Origin of the sequence: Hymenobacter sp. DG01 (genome assembly GCF_006352025.1) — a bacterium.
Lineage (GTDB): Bacteria > Bacteroidota > Bacteroidia > Cytophagales > Hymenobacteraceae > Hymenobacter.
The window spans coordinates 270,906-286,826 of the sequence record NZ_CP040936.1; the positions used below are offsets into that span (position 1 = coordinate 270,906).

Below are 15,921 nucleotides of genomic sequence, written 5' to 3' on the forward strand. Positions count from 1 at the left end.
GCTCGACTGCTCTTTCGCAAGAAAGGGTTAGTCACTACGAGAAGTAGATAAGGGCACACGGGGGATGCCTAGGCTCTCAGAGGCGATGAAGGACGTGATAAGCTGCGATAAGGCCAGGGGATGGGCACATACCACGTGATCCTGGCATTTCCGAATGGGGCAACCCCCTATCTTGAAGAGGTAGGATCTACTGACTTTGTTTAGTAGAGGCAAACCCGGGGAACTGAAACATCTAAGTACCCGGAGGAACAGAAAATAACATATGATTCCCCAAGTAGTGGCGAGCGAACGGGGAGGAGCCCAAACCGGGTTGGTTACGGCCAACGCGGGGTTGTAGGACCTCAACATCTGATTGAGTAATCTTAGTTGAATGGCATGGGAAGGCCAACCAGAGACGGTGAGAGTCCGGTAGACGAACTGATTATTCACGGTAGAGGATTCCTGAGTAGGGCGGGGCCGGAGAAACCCCGTCTGAATCCAGCGGCACCATCCGCTAAGGCTACATACTCCTGAGAGACCGATAGTGAACTAGTACCGTGAGGGAAAGGTGAAAAGAACCGGGAATACCGGAGTGAAAAGAACCTGAAACCGTGTGCTTACAAGCAGTTAGAGGGCTTTTGTGGCCTGATAGCGTGCCTTTTGCATAATGAGCCTACGAGTTACTCCTCTCTGGCAAGGTTAAGAACTTGAAAGTTCGGAGCCGCAGCGAAAGCGAGTCTGAATAGGGCGCAGAGTCAGAGGGGGTAGACGCGAAACTTTGTGATCTACCCTTGGGCAGGTTGAAGGTTGGGTAACACCAACTGGAGGACCGAACCAGTTTCCGTTGAAAAGGATTTGGATGACCTGAGGGTAGGGGTGAAAGGCCAATCAAACTGAGAAATAGCTCGTACTCCCCGAAATGTATTTAGGTACAGCGTCGAGGTGGAGTCAGCGGGAGGTAGAGCTACCGATAGGACTAGGGGGTGTCACAGCCTACCGAATCCTGACGAACTCCGAATGCCCGTTGATATACTCGGCAGTGAGGCGTGGGGTGCTAAGGTCCCATGCCGAGAGGGAAAGAACCCAGACCATCCGCTAAGGTCCCTAAATTCGGACTAAGTTGAACAAAGGAGGTCCACTTGCTTTGACAGCCAGGAGGTTGGCTTGGAAGCAGCCATTCCTTTAAAGAGTGCGTAACAGCTCACTGGTCGAGCGAGAGGGCATCGATAATACGCGGGCATCAAGTCCGGTACCGAAGCGATGGATTTAGCTTTAAGCTAAGTGGTAGGGGAGCATTCTGGTCAGCGGTGAAGGTGCGTCGTCAGGCGAGCTGGAGCGGCCAGAAAAGCAAATGTAGGCATGAGTAACGATAAAGGGGGTGAGAAACCCCCTCGCCGATAGACTAAGGTTTCCTGCTCAACGCTAATCGGAGCAGGGTTAGTCGGGACCTAAGGCTAAGCCGAGAGGCTACGTCGATGGACAGCGGGTTGATATTCCCGCACTTATTCTTTGGAGTGATGCAGTGACGCAGAAGTGAAAGTACCGCGAGCGGACGGAAGTGCTCGTTAAAGGGTGTAGGTATAGAGTGGGTAGTCAAGTACGCCTGCTTTGCTGAAACCTGATAGTACCTGGCGGCCTCGGCCAACGGGATAGTGTACCTAATCAGACTGCCAAGAAAACCTGCTAAGCGTTTACTGAAGAATAACCCGTACCGCAAACCGACACAGGTAGTCAAGGAGAGCATCCTGAGGCGCTCGAGTGAATCACGGCCAAGGAACTCGGCAAAATGGTCCTGTAACTTCGGGAGAAGGGACGCTTCCTCACAGCAATGTGAGAAGCCGCAGTGAAAAGGCCCAGGCGACTGTTTAACAAAAACACATGGCTTTGCGAACGCGTAAGCGGAAGTATAAGGCCTGACACCTGCCCGGTGCCGGAAGGTTAAGAGGGGAACTTAGCGCAAGCGAAGGTTTGAATCGAAGCCCCGGTAAACGGCGGCCGTAACTATAACGGTCCTAAGGTAGCGAAATTCCTTGTCGGGTAAGTTCCGACCTGCACGAATGGTGTAACGATCTGGGCGCTGTCTCAGCCGTGAGCTCGGTGAAATTGTAGTCTCGGTGAAGATGCCGAGTACCCGCCACGGGACGGAAAGACCCCGTGCACCTTTACTATAGGTTGACATTGATGCTGGACAACACATGTGTAGGATAGGTGGGAGGCTGTGAACCCGGGCCGCCAGGTCTGGGGGAGCCAACGTTGAAATACCACCCTTGTGTTGTTTGGCACCTAATCTGGAAACGGAAACAGTGTCTGCTGGGTAGTTTGACTGGGGTGGTCGCCTCCAAAAAAGTATCGGAGGCTTTCAAAGGTCCGCTCAGTACGCTTGGTAACCGTACGCAGAGCGCAATAGCAGAAGCGGGCTTGACTGTGAGGCCTACAAGCCGAGCAGGGTCGAAAGACGGATATAGTGATCCGGTGGTTCCGCATGGAAGGGCCATCGCTCAAAGGATAAAAGGTACGCCGGGGATAACAGGCTGATCTCCCCCAAGAGCTCATATCGACGGGGAGGTTTGGCACCTCGATGTCGGCTCGTCACGTCCTGGGGCTGGAGAAGGTCCCAAGGGTTCGGCTGTTCGCCGATTAAAGTGGCACGCGAGCTGGGTTCAGAACGTCGTGAGACAGTTCGGTCCCTATCTGTGGTGGGCGTAGGATATTTGACAGGACCTGACTTTAGTACGAGAGGACCGAGTTGGACCAGCCGCTCGTGCACCGGTTGTGACGCCAGTTGCAGCGCCGGGTAGCGACGCTGGGATGAGATAAGCGCTGAAAGCATCTAAGTGCGAAACTCACCTGAAGATGAGATATCCGATATATAAGAGTCGTCGGAGACCACGACGTTGATAGGCCCTAGGTGTAGAGCGCGAAATCGCACAGCCGAGGGGTACTAAGGACTCGAACACTTCTGTAGCATACCAGCTCTAACCCTTTCTTTTTCCTACTCTGCCTCTATGTTAAGATACTGGGCTCGTCTGCGCAAGCAGAAGAGACCTTATGATAATGGTGGCTTTAGCCCGGGTGTTCACCTCTTCCCATTCCGAACAGAGTCGTTAAGCCCCGGAGCGCCTATGGTACTGCCTTCACCGGCGGGAGAGTCGGTCGCCGCCAACCTTATCTTGCCCTGCCCCCCGCGACCTCGTGCTGCGGGGGGCAGTCGGCATTTATACCTAGCTCTCGCACTAAGCTTGCCTGCGCGCACAGGCAGATGAGCCGGATGGTGCGGGGAGCTGACCCGAAGTAATGCCGCCCGCGCCTACCGCCCACATCGGGCTAGGGGCAGCTTACAAGAGTCTAGGCCCGCTACCTAGCGCATAAGGTTGAGCGTGAAATAGTTTGCTTATGGGTTTCTATCAGGGCAAATAGATCAGTTTTTACTTTCCATTCGATAAGTGATGCTATCAGGTCTCATGAAGATGGGGCAACAGCATAGATGATTTCAAGTTTATCTTTACAGACTTTCGACTCTTCTATGGTTTTTACTTATCCTTGGTTTCTGGCCGGACTGGTAGCAGTAGCTGTTCCTATAGCCATTCATTTGTTTGAATTGCGTAGGCCACAACGCGTTCTGTTCTCCAATGTTGAGTTTCTACGTGAAGCAAAGCTTGTAACTGCCCGACAGCGGCGCGTGAAGCACTGGCTGGTATTGCTTTGCCGGATAGGACTGGTTTGTTTCCTTGCACTTCTATTCGCTCAGCCATTTATTCCAGCACCCCAAGGCAAGGATAAAACAGGTGATGTAGAAGTGCTACTGGATAACACGCCTAGCATGAAACAACGTGCTGCCCGTACTGAAGGGGCTTTGCTGGATTATGCTATAGAACAAGCAACGGAGCTTCCCCTAGCATTTCCGACTACTACACGCTACTCCTTATTACCTGAGGCACAGAAGGCCCTCTCGGGCGCTGAATACCGTAGCGCTGTCGAGCAGATTCAAATAGATGGGCAGAAAGGTAGTCTATCGACCTCGCTAGCTAGCATGCAGGGTAGGGGACAGAAAAAGGAGCTTCCCCTGTTTATCTTCTCTGATTTTCAGAAAAAAGGATTCTCAAGCCAGTCGGTTGCGGAGCTGGACACTACCCGACAGGTATTCTTGGTGCCGTTAGTTGGTCAACAGGAAGCAAATGTGTTTGTAGATAGCGTGTGGGTAGATGATGCTTTTATCCGCCGTAATGCGGATGTGGAGCTTAATATTCGGTTGCGCAACGGCGGTACCCAGGATGCTGCTGAATGCCAGGCCCGGCTGTTTATTGGCAAACAGCAAGCTGCCGTCTTCCAAGTGCAGGTTTTAGCTCAGCAAGCAACAACAACCCGTGTGCGGGTGCGGCTTTCAGAAGCTACTACACAGGCATGTCATATTGAAGTGGACGACTTTCCAGTTGACTTTGATAACACCTATTATTTCACGTTGCAGCCCGCTTCCCAAATTTCGGTAGTAGAGGTTGCCGCAGATGATCAGTTGAATAGACTTTACGGCAATGAGCCTCTTTTTGAATACAAACATGTGCAGCCACAGATTGCGGATTATCGCACACTGGCAGGAGCTAATCTGATTATACTGCGCGAAGCATTTCCTTTATCTGTGGGGTTGCGGGAAGGGATCCGCAAAGCCGTGCAGGAGGGTGCTACAGTTGTTATCGTGCCATCAGCTGTGGATAGGAGCAGGAGCGAGTATTCAGCGTTTTTTAGGGAATTAGGCCTAGGTCCTTTGCAATGGCTGCAGCAACCGGGTAGTGGACCTGTGCTGCAGGAGGTAGCAATGCCTAGTAGTCAGAATACTTTTTTTCGGGATGTATTCGCCGGGATAAACCGGCAGGCGGCAATGCCGAAGGCTGCCCCAGTTTTGCGTTGGGCCCGCTCTGGAACAGACGTATTACGAATGCGTAGTGGGGAAGAGTATCTGGCTGGCTTTTCCAGTGGACTAGGTACTGTGTATGTATTTGCGGCACCCCTGAGTGCGCCTTACTCAGATTTTACGCAGCACGCGCTGTTTGTCCCGGTTATGTACCGGCTAGCCATGCTCAGCTACCAGCAGGAGCAGCAGCCTGCCTACCGGCTCAATCAACAGCGTGTAGCCTTACGCTTGTCCAAAGCGCCCGAAGGCAAAGCAGGGGAAGCCGTCTATCGGTTGGTACAGGACAGCCTGGTATATATTCCGGCGCAACGCCGGCAAGGGCAGATACTGTACATGGATGTACCGCTGGGAATGCAGAAGCCCGGTCTTTACGCTCTGCAGCGGGGTAATCAAACACTTGCCACGTTAGCCTTCAACTTTGATAAGCGTGAATCGGACTTGCGGAGCTACTCCGTAGCTGAGCTTAAGCAGATGATTGGGCCCAACAGGCCTAATGTGCATGTGTACGAAACAGGGGAGGGACAAACAGTTGCCGCGCGATACAAGGCCGACAGGGTGGGGGTGCCGCTGTGGCGCTATTGCTTGTGGGGCGCACTAGCTTGTTTGTTCCTGGAGGGAATATTACTCCGATGGAAGCGGCGAGCGGCTCCCGAGCAGGAGCCTCTGGCAGCCTAGATTGAAGCCAGACCTAGTATCTTGCTGCTCGTCTCAGCTTCTTACCGTTGGAATCTACTGCTGCTCCTCATCCCGTACTGCGTACCGCAGTTCTATCCGGTGTCATAACGGGCGCCCTTTGTATAGCCTGGGTGATGTTCCTATACCTCACCGACAACAACCCTTACGGCCCAAAGCGCACTTTGTCTGACTTCTTTCCTCCTATTGCGGCGGTAAGTAGCCAAGTGCTGCTCCGGCGCTATTACGTGAGTGGGCCAGGCTTGTGGAAATCGATAGGGGTAGGGCTGCTAACCGCGCTGATAGGAGCGGGAGTAGCCGCCGCAGGGCTGTACACTTTTGCGAGGCTAGCCGATGCCCGCCTGATTGAGCAGCACTTAACGGAAGCCCACCTCTTGCTGGAAAATGCCAAGGATTTATATCTCAAGCAACCCAATGGCGCGCAACAATATGCCGCTACCTTGAAAGGGCTGGCCCATACGCCAGCCGCGTTTGCGCAGGATGAGTTTGCCAAAAAGATTCTATTGGGGTTGTTGATTAGTATTCCCGGCGGCGTGTTTTTGCGGAAATGATTTACCTTCCGGCTCCAACTAACCTAACCGCCTGATCTTATGGAAAACGCATCTACTCCCGCTGCCACGCCTGTTTCCGTCGGCACCCGCTACGGCATTCTGACAGGGCTGGCCATGATTATCGTGTCGGTGCTGCTCAACGTTACGGAGCAGGAGCAGGGCCCTGGAAAGTGGTTAACCACTGTTATTCTGATAGGCGGGATATTTTTGGCCCATAAATATTACAAGCAGGTGCATAACGGTTATCTGAACTATGGGCAGGGGGTAGGCATTGGGGCTATACTCTCCGGTGTAGCAGCCATTCTGAACGCTATTTCCAGCTACATCTATATCAACTTTGTTGATCCCGGGATGGCCGAACGGATCTTGAATAAAGCCCAGGCCGATATGGAAGCTCGTGGAGGTATGTCCGATGCGGACATTGAGCGTGCTATTGCTTGGACAGCTAAGTTTGTAAATGGTCCCCTGATGATGGTTTCGGTCCTCTTCGTTATTGTACTCATGGGAGTTTTGGCTTCCCTTGTTATCTCCGCTTTCACCAAAAACGCCCGCCCTGAGTTTGAGTAAGCGTCTTTCGCAGCATTTCCCGGTTGAGCTCTCTATTGTAATTCCCCTGCTCAACGAGGCTGAATCATTGCCAGAGCTTACGCGCTGGATTAATCGGGTACTGAGCCAGCATGGGCTCACTTACGAAGTCCTCCTCATCGACGATGGCTCGACGGATAACTCGTGGGAGGTAATTGAAGAGCTGGCGGCCGCCGACGTGCACCTGCGCGGCATCCGCTTCAACCGCAACTACGGCAAATCGGCGGCCCTGAACGTAGGCTTCCGCGAAACGACGGGTCGGGTGGTGTGCACCATGGATGCCGATTTGCAGGACTCGCCGGAGGAGCTGCCGGATTTGTACCGCATGATCACCCAGGAGGGTTTTGATCTGGTAAGCGGCTGGAAAAAGAAACGTTTCGATCCGCTCAGCAAAACTATTCCGACCAAGCTGTTCAATGGCGTTACGCGCTGGATTTCTGGAATTCAGCTCCACGATTTCAACTGCGGCCTGAAAGCCTACGACAGTCGGGTGGTGAAAAGCGTGGAGGTGTACGGCGAAATGCACCGCTATATTCCGGTTATAGCCAAATGGGCGGGTTTCCGCAAGATCGGGGAGAAGGTAGTACAGCACCAGGAGCGGAAGTATGGCACCACCAAATTTGGGCTGGAGCGGTTCGTGTACGGTTTTCTGGACTTGATGAGCATTACGTTCGTGAGCCGGTTCCGGCGCCGGCCTATGCACTTCTTCGGGACGCTGGGCACCCTATCGTTTCTGGTAGGCATGCTGATTACGCTGTGGCTGGTAGGAGAAAAAGTGTGGCTGGCGCAGCACAACCTGCATGCCCGCGACGTGACGGCTCAGCCCCTGTTTTTCCTGGCCCTGGTGGCGGTAATCGTGGGCGTGCAGCTGTTTCTGGCGGGCTTTCTGGCCGAGATGGTGCAACTCAGCGGCGCCCACCGCAATGATTATCTGGTGCGGGAGAAGCTGAACGTCAATTAAAAAATGGAGGATTAAGAGTTAAAAATAGATGACCCTTTTAGCACTTCACGTATTGCCGGAATGCACGGGCTGTGTTGGGTAGAAGGGAGAGTTTTCAATCCTTAATTCTCAATTTTTAATTCACCCATGCGTGTTGTCATCATTGGCCCGGCCTACCCCTTGCGGGGCGGGCTAGCCACCTACAACGAGCGGCTGGCTCGGGCTTTCCGCGAGGCCGGCGACGAGGTGCGCCTGGTTACTTTTTCTCTGCAGTATCCCGACTTCCTGTTTCCTGGCCAGACGCAGTTCAGCACCGAGCCCGGCCCCGCTGACCTGGACATTGAGGTTAGTCTGAACTCGGTTAACCCGCTGAGCTGGTACAGGGTAGGAAACAAGCTGCGGCGGGAGCGGCCGGATCTGGTGATTTTTCGGTTTTGGCTGCCGTTTATGGGCCCGGCCCTGGGCACGGTGGCCCGCCTGGTGCGCCGCAACCGCCACACTCGCGTGGTGGCCATTACCGACAACGTCATCCCGCACGAGAAGCGCCCCGGCGACCGGCCCCTGACGCGCTACTTTCTCTCGGCCTGCCACGGCTTCGTGACCATGAGCCGGGCCGTGCTGGCCGATTTACGGCGCCTGCACTTCCGGCAGCCGGCCCTGTACCGGCCCCACCCCCTCTACGACAATTTCGGCCCGCTCAAGCCCAAGGCTCAGGCCCTGCAAGATCTGGGCCTCGATCCGGCGTTCGGCTACCTGCTGTTCTTTGGGTTTATTCGGGCCTATAAGGGCCTAGATATTATGCTGGAAGCCTTTGCTGATGCCCGCCTGGCCCGGCTGCCGGTCAAGCTGATCATTGCCGGTGAGTTCTATGAAGACGCGGCTCCCTACGACGAGGTGATCCGGCAGCATAAGCTGGAAAACCGCCTCGTGCGGGCCACCGACTTCATCCCCAACGAGAGGGTAGTAGATTATTTCTGCGCGGCCGATATAGTAGTGCAGCCCTACAAAAACGCCACCCAAAGCGGCGTCTCCCAGATTGCCTATCACTTTGGCCGGCCCATGCTGGTGACGGATGTGGGCGGACTGGCCGAACTGATTCCGAACGGGGAGGTAGGCTACGTGGTGCCGCCTACCCCCGACGCCATTGCCGATGCCCTGGTGGACTTCTACGCGCAGCAGCGGGAGCAGGAATTCACGGCCGGCGTGTGGGCGAATAAAAAAGAATTCTCCTGGGAGGAAATGGTGAAGGCCCTGAAGGAAGTGGCGCAGATAAACGAATCAGCTACTTGATGAACGCCGCCAAAGCTTATCGCATCGTGATAGGAAGCCCTGTCGATTACGAGGAGCTTGTCGCCTACGTCGTTATTGGAGGACAGCACGTTGCTCTAATAAATCAGGACAATGCAGCAGACGATATCAGGGTAGAGTTTCTGGGAGAAAGCAAAATCGGCGTTGGCGTAGAACTGGATACGCTGATTGAAGCGTTGCAAGCCGCCAAAAAGATTCTTCTGAACAAATAACCCCACTCAGTTACACCGACACACTACCCCGCACAGCCTCGAACACCTTCCCGGCCGGTAAATCTTCCATGCAGCTGGTGCCTAGCTTGCAGGAGCCCCGGTAGAAGCACACGCATTCCCGATTGGGCTGTACCAGTTGGCCGCGGCCGTAGAGGTCGAATTCGTAGGGGTTGAAGATATTGTTCATCAGGATGGTGGGCTTGCGCAGAGCAATGCTGATATGCATGGCCATGGTTACCTGCGTCACAATGCCATCCATCTGGTGCATCAGGTTGATGAACTGCGGCAGCGGAAACGTGCCCAGATAAGCCGCGCCGGTAGTGGCGTGCAGGCGACGGTTGCGCTCATCTTCTGCCTCGCCGCCCAGCAGTATGGGCGCGTAGCCAGCGGCCTGCAGCTGCTCAATCAGCGCCTCCCATTTCTCATCGGACCAGAGGCGCGTGGTCCACCGGTCGCCGCAGCCGGTGTTCAGGCCGATGCGGGGGCGGCCCTGGGGTAGCTGGCTCCAGTCGTAGCCCTTGTCCTGGTGGGTGTCGAACACGTACTCCTCGCCCCGAAACTCAAAGCCGCTCAGCTCGAAGATTTCCTGCACGTAGGGCTTCTGGTTCTGCAGGCTCAGCTCATCGAACACGCCCGTGAGATACTTGTGCTCGGCCAGGGCGTTGCCGGGCCATGCTACCCCATACTGCGGGTGTAAGGTGTAGCCAAACTTTTGGGTAGCCCGGATGGAGTCGTGGAGGGCGCAGGCTTCCTTGTCTTTGTCGAGGTTGAAGAGCAGGTCGAACTCGCGCTGCCGCAGGTGAAGTACGGCGGGTAGCTCCAGCTTCAGCACCTCATCTATTTCGCCCTGGGGCAGGATGGCCGGCGTAAGTGTAAGCCAGGTGATTTTGCTTTCCGGATACTCCTGCCGCAGCCGCCGCAGCAGGGGGGTGGTCCGAATCACGTCGCCGATGGCCCCGAGCTTGATGATGAGAATGCGCTGCTGCACAGGGGCGTACACGGGGCATCTACCGCACTGATAACCGTGTTCTTTGTTCGGACGGCAGGGAATATCACCGCGAAAATGGCGGCAGTCGGGGTGAACGGTGATGCCGTGAAGTGAGGCCATGCAGGAAAATAGTAAGCGGCAAAAATAGGAAGTAGCCCTCATAAAAAGGCCTTCGCACCAGGGCAAGTGCGAAGGCCTATGGTGGGCAGGCATTGGAAGCTGCCGGCCGGCAATGTTTCTGCCAGAGCACCGCGGCTACCTACAGAGGCGCACCGCTAAGCTTCACGCCGGCTTTGCTTTGTTCTTTCAGCTGCATAGCCCGCAGCTTCTTGCTGGAAATAAAGATGGTAGCGTCGTTGCTGCCTGCGTTTTCGTCGTAGCTCATGGTCACGTCCTTGCCACTCCAGGCAAAACGCTGCTGATACGGGTTGTTTTGGGTGCCCGGGCCGTACTGAGCAACCAGCGCGGCCAGCACGGCCCGGCTGTTGGTCAGGCCCCTGGTTTCCAGAATTACCATGGCCAGCCTGCCTTTGTAAAATCCGTAGCGAATCGAAGAAAGCTCGCCCTCACCCATGGTTTTTACGTCGGTAGGGCGGCGGTAAAAGCGGGTGGCACCGCCGTTTTCGGCCAGGGCCAGACCTTTGTAGGATGTCACGGAAGACTCAAAGCGGGCTCCGCGGAAGCCGTACTGTTCATCGAGAGTCTGCCGGCTGCCGGGCTGCTGGTCCTGGGCCGAGGCCGCCACGACCGAGAGGCAGAGGAAGCAGAATAAAGTAAGAAGTTTCTTCATGCGTAAAAGAGGAAGCTGAGCCGTAAAGTTGCGGCGAAATGCCTGAAAAATGCATTTCTGGATTCATAGTCCGTTTCAGCAGTGGAGTCAGCCTACCAAAACAAGAGGGAGGTAGTGACTCGTCACCGCCTCCCTCTTGGATAATTATAAACATCAAAATCAGGTTACTACAGGCGTGCTATACAGCCTGAGGTCGTCCCGGGAACAGGAAATTACATGCCGGTATAATTAGCCGGAGAAATAGCGCGCAGCTCACCCTTTACCTGGTCGCTGATCTCCAGCGTATCAATAAACTCGCTGATAGTTTCGGCTGTGATGGGGCCGTGCGTGCGGGTCAGGGCTTTGAGGGCGTTGTAGGGGTCGGGGTAGTTTTCGCGGCGCAGAATGGTTTGCAGGGCCTCGGCTACAACCGGCCAGTTGTCGTCCAAGTCACGGCGCAGGGCGGTTTCATCGAGCGCCAGCTTGTCGAGGCCGCGCTGCAGAGCCGTGAGGGCAATGAGCGTGTGACCCAGGGGCACGCCCAGGTTGCGCAACACGGTGGAGTCGGTGAGGTCGCGCTGGAGGCGGCTGATGGGCAGCTTGGCCGCCAGGTGCTCCAGCACGGCATTGGCGATACCCAGGTTGCCCTCGGCATTTTCAAAGTCGATGGGGTTTACCTTGTGAGGCATAGCCGAAGAGCCCACTTCCCCCTCCTTAATAGTTTGGCGGAAATAGCCTAGGGAAATGTACTGCCATACGTCGCGGGCCAAATCAATAAGAATGGTGTTGAGGCGTTTCAGAGAGTCGCAGAGGGCCGCCAGGTGGTCGTAGTGCTCAATTTGGGTAGTGGGGTAGCTGCGCTTCAGGCCCAGGCGGCCTTCCACAAACTGCTTGGCGAAGCTGTGCCAGTTGACTTCGGGGTAGGCCACATGGTGGGCGTTGAAGTTGCCGGTAGCGCCGCCGAACTTCGCCCCGAAGGGCACCTGCCCCAGCAGCTCTACCTGGGCATCGAGACGGGCTACAAACACCTGTATTTCCTTGCCCAGGCGGGTAGGGGAAGCAGGCTGCCCGTGGGTGCGGGCCAGCATGGGTACCGTGGCCCACTCCGTGGCCCGGGTGGCAAGCTTGTTGCGCACCTTGGCGTAGGCCGGCAGCAGCGTATGAATCAGGGCGTGCTGGAGGCTGAGCGGAATGGCGGTATTGTTGATGTCCTGGGAGGTCAGGCCGAAGTGAATAAACTCCAGGTATTGGCCCAGGCCTCGCGCCGCAAACTGGTCGCGCAGGAAATACTCCACGGCCTTCACATCGTGGTTCGTGACCTTCTCGTGGGCTTTCACGGCCTCCGCATCCTGGTCCGAAAAGCCGGTATAGATGCTGCGCAACTGCTCTAGGGTAGTGGGGTCAATGCCTTGCAGCTGGGGGAGGGGTAGCTCGCAGAGGGAAATAAAATACTCTACTTCCACCAGCACGCGGTAGCGGATGAGTGCCAACTCCGAGAAATACGGGGACAGCGGCGCCACCTGGCGGCGGTAGCGCCCATCAAGGGGCGAAACGGCAGTGAGGGGCGTAAGCGAGGCGTAATCGACAGTAGCGGACATGCGGAGAAGGGAAAATGGCCTGAACGGGCCAAAGGTAGCGGAAGCCGGGGCGTAGGCCAATCGAGGCGCGGGCCTTTTTCGCTACCTTTGTTGTCCGAGCGGCGGCGGGTTCGGCACGAATCTGGCAGGCCCGGCCGCGACTTCCTTTCTCCCGAACTGGCACGCGTGACTTCAGCAACCAAGAAAAAAATCGGTATCGGCCTGGGCATCCTGGCGGCGCTTCTGCTCCTGGGCCTCAGCATCTTTCTGTTTAAGCGCCAGCAGTTGCTGGATTTCGCGCTGCAAAAGGTGAAAGCCAAAGTAGAGGCCAAGTACCCCGTGGTGCTGACCCTGGGCCCGGCCCGCTTCACCGACCTTAACACCGTACAGCTCGACGGGGTGAGCATGGTGCCCACCGCTACCCCCGATACCCTGCTCAAGGCTCAGGTAGTGCGGGCTTCCCTGAGCGTGCGCAGTCTGTTTGCCGGCCGCCCGGTGTTCAGCAACCTCGAAATCAACGACGCCCGCCTCACGGCCCGCCAAACCAGTTCTGGCCAGGATAATTACTCTTTCCTCTATAAAAAGAAGAAAAACCAGCCCGCCGTCCCGCGCGATACCACCAACGGCACCAACTACGGTCTGCTGGCCAATCAGCTGCTGGAAGCCACCTTCGACAATATTCCTGAAGAGGCCGATTTTCAGAATTTCCTGGTAACCTACCGCAGCCCCCGCCACGAGGCCACGCTCACAATGCCGCGCCTGGCCATTGAGGATGGCGACATCACCGGCCAGCTCACGGCCGTTATCGACTCGGTGGAAAACCGGGTGGGCGTGCAGGGCCGCATTGATGCCGGTGATTATGAGGTGGATGCTCAAGTGTTCGGCCTGGACCGGCGGCCGGTGGTGCTGCCTTACGTGCAGAGCCGCTACGGGGCCCGGGTACAGTTCGACACCGTGCGCGTGAGCCTGACCGACAAGGATGTGAGCGGCGAGGACGAGCTGACGCTGAAGGGCACTGCTTCGGCCGCCAACTTTATCGTGAACCACCCCAAGCTTTCCGACAGCGACGTGCGCTTCCCGCGCGGCGGTATTGATTTCGTGATGAAGCTCGGCCAGGCCTCCTTCGCCCTGGAAAAAGGTACCCGCGTGCTGCTGAACAAGATGGAGCTGTTTCCGGAGTTGAGCGTGCGTCGCCTGCCGGTGCCCCAGCGCGTGATTGGCAAGGAAATCAACGGCCTCACCAGCCGGGGCCAACTGCTGGCGGGCGTGCAGGTAAAGCTCCGGGTAGAGTCGGCCGAAACGCAGGCCAGCGACTTCTTCGCCTCCCTACCCGAGGGCATGTTCGAAACCCTGGAAGGAACTCAGGCCGAAGGCACGCTGAAGTATCACCTGATGGCCGATCTGGACATGAATAAGCTGGACAGCCTCAAGTTCGACTCGGGCTTGCAGGCTACCAAGTTCCGCGTAACGCGCTTTGGCCGCGAAAACCTGAACAAGCTGAATCAGGAGTTTCCCTACACCGCCTATAACGACAAAGGCGACTCGGTGAAAACCTTTATGGTAGGCGCCTCCAATCCGGAGTTTACGCCCTACAATGAGGTGCCTGACTACTTGAAATATGCCATCATGACGGCTGAAGATCCGCGGTTTATGACCCACCGCGGCTTCATGGAAAAAGCCTTGGTAAAGTCGGCCATTCACGACATCAAAGAGCGGCGTTTCGCCCGGGGTGGTAGCACCATCAGCATGCAGCTGGTGAAAAACGTGTTTCTAACCCGTAAGAAAACTCTGGTGCGCAAGGCAGAGGAGGCCCTGATAGTGTGGATTATTGAAAACACACGCCTGACCAGCAAGGAACGGATGCTGGAAGTATACCTGAATATCATTGAGTGGGGCCCGAAGATTTACGGCGTCCACGAAGCCGCAGAGTTCTACTTCGACAAGCACCCCTCCAATCTCAACTTGTCGGAAAGCCTGTTTCTGGCCAGTATTATTCCGCGGCCTAAGTCCTACCGAGCAGGCTTCAACCAGTATGGCGAGATGCGCGGTTCGGCCCGCTACTTCCACCGCCTGATTGCGCAGTTGATGGCCCGCAAAGGCTACATCTCGCAAAATGAGTACGAGAGCTTAGGTAACTCCGTGAATTTCCAAGGTCCGGCCCGCCAGTTCATTGTGCGTGCTACCCGCGACACCGTCCGTACGGTAGTAGCCGCCGATTCCTCGCAGTTTGAGCCCCTGAACTTGATTGACTTGCTGGGCGGCGACACCGCACCCGACGCCGGCGTAAATACCGGTCAGAACGTTCCGCCCGCCGGCCCGCCCGCTACCCCACCCACCAAACCATAAAGGTGGCAAGACCTGCTTGCAACCAAAAAGCCCACGGCCGGATAGCCGTGGGCTTTTCGGTTGCGGCAAGCAAAGCACCGGGGCGGCGGGGCTACCCCCCAATCAGTAGTGAACCTATGGCTCCTGGGTGGGCAGAGGTGCTTGCTCCTTCTTGGGAAACAGCAACGACAAACCGATGGAGCCCGCCAGAATCAGCCCGACCACACCCAGGGAAATGCCCATGGGGATATGAGCCAGATCGGCCACCAGCAGCTTGCCCCCGATAAAAATCAGAATAAGCGAAAGGCCGTAGTGCAGGTAGTGAAACAGGCGCATAAGGCCTTCGAGGGCAAAATACAAAGCCCGCAGACCCAGCAAGGCAAACACATTGCTGGTATAGACGATAAACGTATCCCGCGAAATAGCCAGAATGGCCGGGATGGAATCGGCGGCAAAAACTACGTCGGTGGTTTCTACCATCACCAGCACCACCAGCAGGGGGGTAGCGAAGAGCGTACCGTTCTGACGCACAAAGAAGTTGCCCTCGTGCAGGCGGTTGGTGATGGGCAGGTGGCGGCTCAGAAACTTAACCACCGGGTTGTTATCGGGGTCAATTTCCGGCCCGCCCGCGCTGGTGGCCATTTTCACGCCGGTGTACACCAAGAAGGCTCCCAGCACATACAGCAGGAAATGAAACTTGGCCAGCAAAGCCGCCCCGGCCAGAATAAACACCGCCCGCAGCACCAGCGCGCCAATAATACCCCAGAACAGAATCTTGTGCTGATACTGCTGCGGAACCTTGAAATAGCTGAAAATGAGCAGGAAAACGAACAGGTTGTCAACGCTCAGGGACTTCTCGATGAGGTAGCCCGTGAGGAACTCCAGGGCCGCCTGCTGGCCCATCCAGCGGTACACCAGGTAATTGAAGCTCAGGGAAAGCAGAATCCAGAAGGCACTCCAGCCCAGTGCTTCCCGCATCCGTACCACGTGCGCCTTGCGGTTGAACACAAGCAAATCAAGCAGCAGCAGGGCCAGCACAAAGGCGTTAAAGCCCACCCAGAAAAGCGGAGTAGTTTCCATCGGCGGTA

At 56.1% G+C, this 15,921-nt stretch carries 11 protein-coding genes and 2 rRNA genes; 9 read left to right on the top strand and 4 right to left on the bottom strand.

Annotated elements, in window-relative coordinates; translation table 11 throughout:
- Window positions 1-37: 37 nt before the first annotated feature.
- The 8 genes from FGZ14_RS01070 (at window position 38) to FGZ14_RS01105 (ending at window position 9,174) form a co-directional block, all read left to right on the top strand.
- Window positions 38-2,943, top strand: a 23S ribosomal RNA gene (locus FGZ14_RS01070).
- An 89-nt stretch (window positions 2,944-3,032) separates the two neighbouring features.
- A 5S ribosomal RNA gene (rrf, locus tag FGZ14_RS01075) occupies window positions 3,033-3,144 on the top strand.
- A 358-nt stretch (window positions 3,145-3,502) separates the two neighbouring features.
- Window positions 3,503-5,560, top strand: coding sequence for a BatA domain-containing protein (locus tag FGZ14_RS01080; RefSeq protein ID WP_180754441.1), 2,058 nt, complete (start codon window positions 3,503-3,505; stop codon window positions 5,558-5,560).
- A 47-nt stretch (window positions 5,561-5,607) separates the two neighbouring features.
- Window positions 5,608-6,129, top strand: coding sequence for a DUF4199 domain-containing protein (locus tag FGZ14_RS01085; protein ID WP_257883312.1), 522 nt, complete (start codon window positions 5,608-5,610; stop codon window positions 6,127-6,129).
- Window positions 6,130-6,168: 39 nt separating this feature from the next.
- Complete coding sequence (locus tag FGZ14_RS01090; RefSeq protein WP_139920328.1) at window positions 6,169-6,696, top strand: DUF4199 domain-containing protein; 528 nt, start codon at window positions 6,169-6,171, stop codon at window positions 6,694-6,696.
- Window positions 6,689-7,675: a glycosyltransferase family 2 protein gene (locus FGZ14_RS01095; RefSeq protein WP_139920330.1), complete on the top strand. Its 987-nt coding sequence runs from the start codon at window positions 6,689-6,691 to the stop codon at window positions 7,673-7,675. The genes FGZ14_RS01090 and FGZ14_RS01095 overlap by 8 nt, the downstream gene beginning before the upstream one ends.
- 126 nt (window positions 7,676-7,801) lie before the next feature.
- Window positions 7,802-8,944 (top strand): glycosyltransferase, encoded by a 1,143-nt coding sequence (locus FGZ14_RS01100; RefSeq protein ID WP_139920332.1) that lies wholly within the window; start codon window positions 7,802-7,804, stop codon window positions 8,942-8,944.
- The gene (locus FGZ14_RS01105) at window positions 8,944-9,174 is read left to right on the top strand and encodes a hypothetical protein (protein WP_139920334.1); all 231 of its coding nucleotides are present in this window, start codon (window positions 8,944-8,946) and stop codon (window positions 9,172-9,174) included. Before FGZ14_RS01100 ends, FGZ14_RS01105 begins: the two co-directional genes overlap by 1 nt.
- Window positions 9,175-9,184: 10 nt before the next feature.
- Here the strand turns inward: FGZ14_RS01105 and FGZ14_RS01110 are convergent, their stop codons facing one another.
- The 3 genes from FGZ14_RS01110 to purB all read right to left on the bottom strand — a co-directional run bounded on the left by FGZ14_RS01110 (window position 9,185) and on the right by purB (window position 12,529).
- The gene (locus FGZ14_RS01110; protein ID WP_180754442.1) at window positions 9,185-10,282 is read right to left on the bottom strand and encodes a glycosyltransferase family 9 protein; all 1,098 of its coding nucleotides are present in this window, start codon (window positions 10,280-10,282) and stop codon (window positions 9,185-9,187) included.
- A 139-nt stretch (window positions 10,283-10,421) separates the two neighbouring features.
- Window positions 10,422-10,952 (bottom strand): hypothetical protein, encoded by a 531-nt coding sequence (locus FGZ14_RS01115; RefSeq protein ID WP_139920339.1) that lies wholly within the window; start codon window positions 10,950-10,952, stop codon window positions 10,422-10,424.
- Window positions 10,953-11,164: 212 nt separating this feature from the next.
- On the bottom strand, window positions 11,165-12,529 hold the full coding sequence (gene purB / locus FGZ14_RS01120; protein ID WP_139920341.1) for an adenylosuccinate lyase: 1,365 nt from the start codon (window positions 12,527-12,529) through the stop codon (window positions 11,165-11,167).
- Between the two features lie 165 nt (window positions 12,530-12,694).
- On the opposite strand from purB, the gene FGZ14_RS01125 reads away from it, so the two are divergent.
- The gene (locus FGZ14_RS01125) at window positions 12,695-14,854 is read left to right on the top strand and encodes a biosynthetic peptidoglycan transglycosylase (protein ID WP_139920343.1); all 2,160 of its coding nucleotides are present in this window, start codon (window positions 12,695-12,697) and stop codon (window positions 14,852-14,854) included.
- Between the two features lie 114 nt (window positions 14,855-14,968).
- Here the strand turns inward: FGZ14_RS01125 and FGZ14_RS01130 are convergent, their stop codons facing one another.
- On the bottom strand, window positions 14,969-15,913 hold the full coding sequence (locus tag FGZ14_RS01130; RefSeq protein WP_139920345.1) for a TerC family protein: 945 nt from the start codon (window positions 15,911-15,913) through the stop codon (window positions 14,969-14,971).
- Window positions 15,914-15,921 lie beyond the last annotated feature (8 nt).

Bases quoted from the DNA above. Each gene is read 5' to 3' on its own strand.
- FGZ14_RS01105 (WP_139920334.1), top strand. From the start codon at position 8,944: ATGAACGCCGCCAAAGCTTATCGCATCGTGATAGGAAGCCCTGTCGAT.
- FGZ14_RS01080 (WP_180754441.1), top strand. From the start codon at position 3,503: ATGGTTTTTACTTATCCTTGGTTTCTGGCCGGACTGGTAGCAGTAGCT.
- FGZ14_RS01100 (WP_139920332.1), top strand. From the start codon at position 7,802: ATGCGTGTTGTCATCATTGGCCCGGCCTACCCCTTGCGGGGCGGGCTA.
- FGZ14_RS01110 (WP_180754442.1), bottom strand. From the start codon at position 10,282: ATGGCCTCACTTCACGGCATCACCGTTCACCCCGACTGCCGCCATTTT.
- purB (WP_139920341.1), bottom strand. From the start codon at position 12,529: ATGTCCGCTACTGTCGATTACGCCTCGCTTACGCCCCTCACTGCCGTT.
- FGZ14_RS01130 (WP_139920345.1), bottom strand. From the start codon at position 15,913: ATGGAAACTACTCCGCTTTTCTGGGTGGGCTTTAACGCCTTTGTGCTG.
- FGZ14_RS01090 (WP_139920328.1), top strand. From the start codon at position 6,169: ATGGAAAACGCATCTACTCCCGCTGCCACGCCTGTTTCCGTCGGCACC.
- FGZ14_RS01115 (WP_139920339.1), bottom strand. From the start codon at position 10,952: ATGAAGAAACTTCTTACTTTATTCTGCTTCCTCTGCCTCTCGGTCGTG.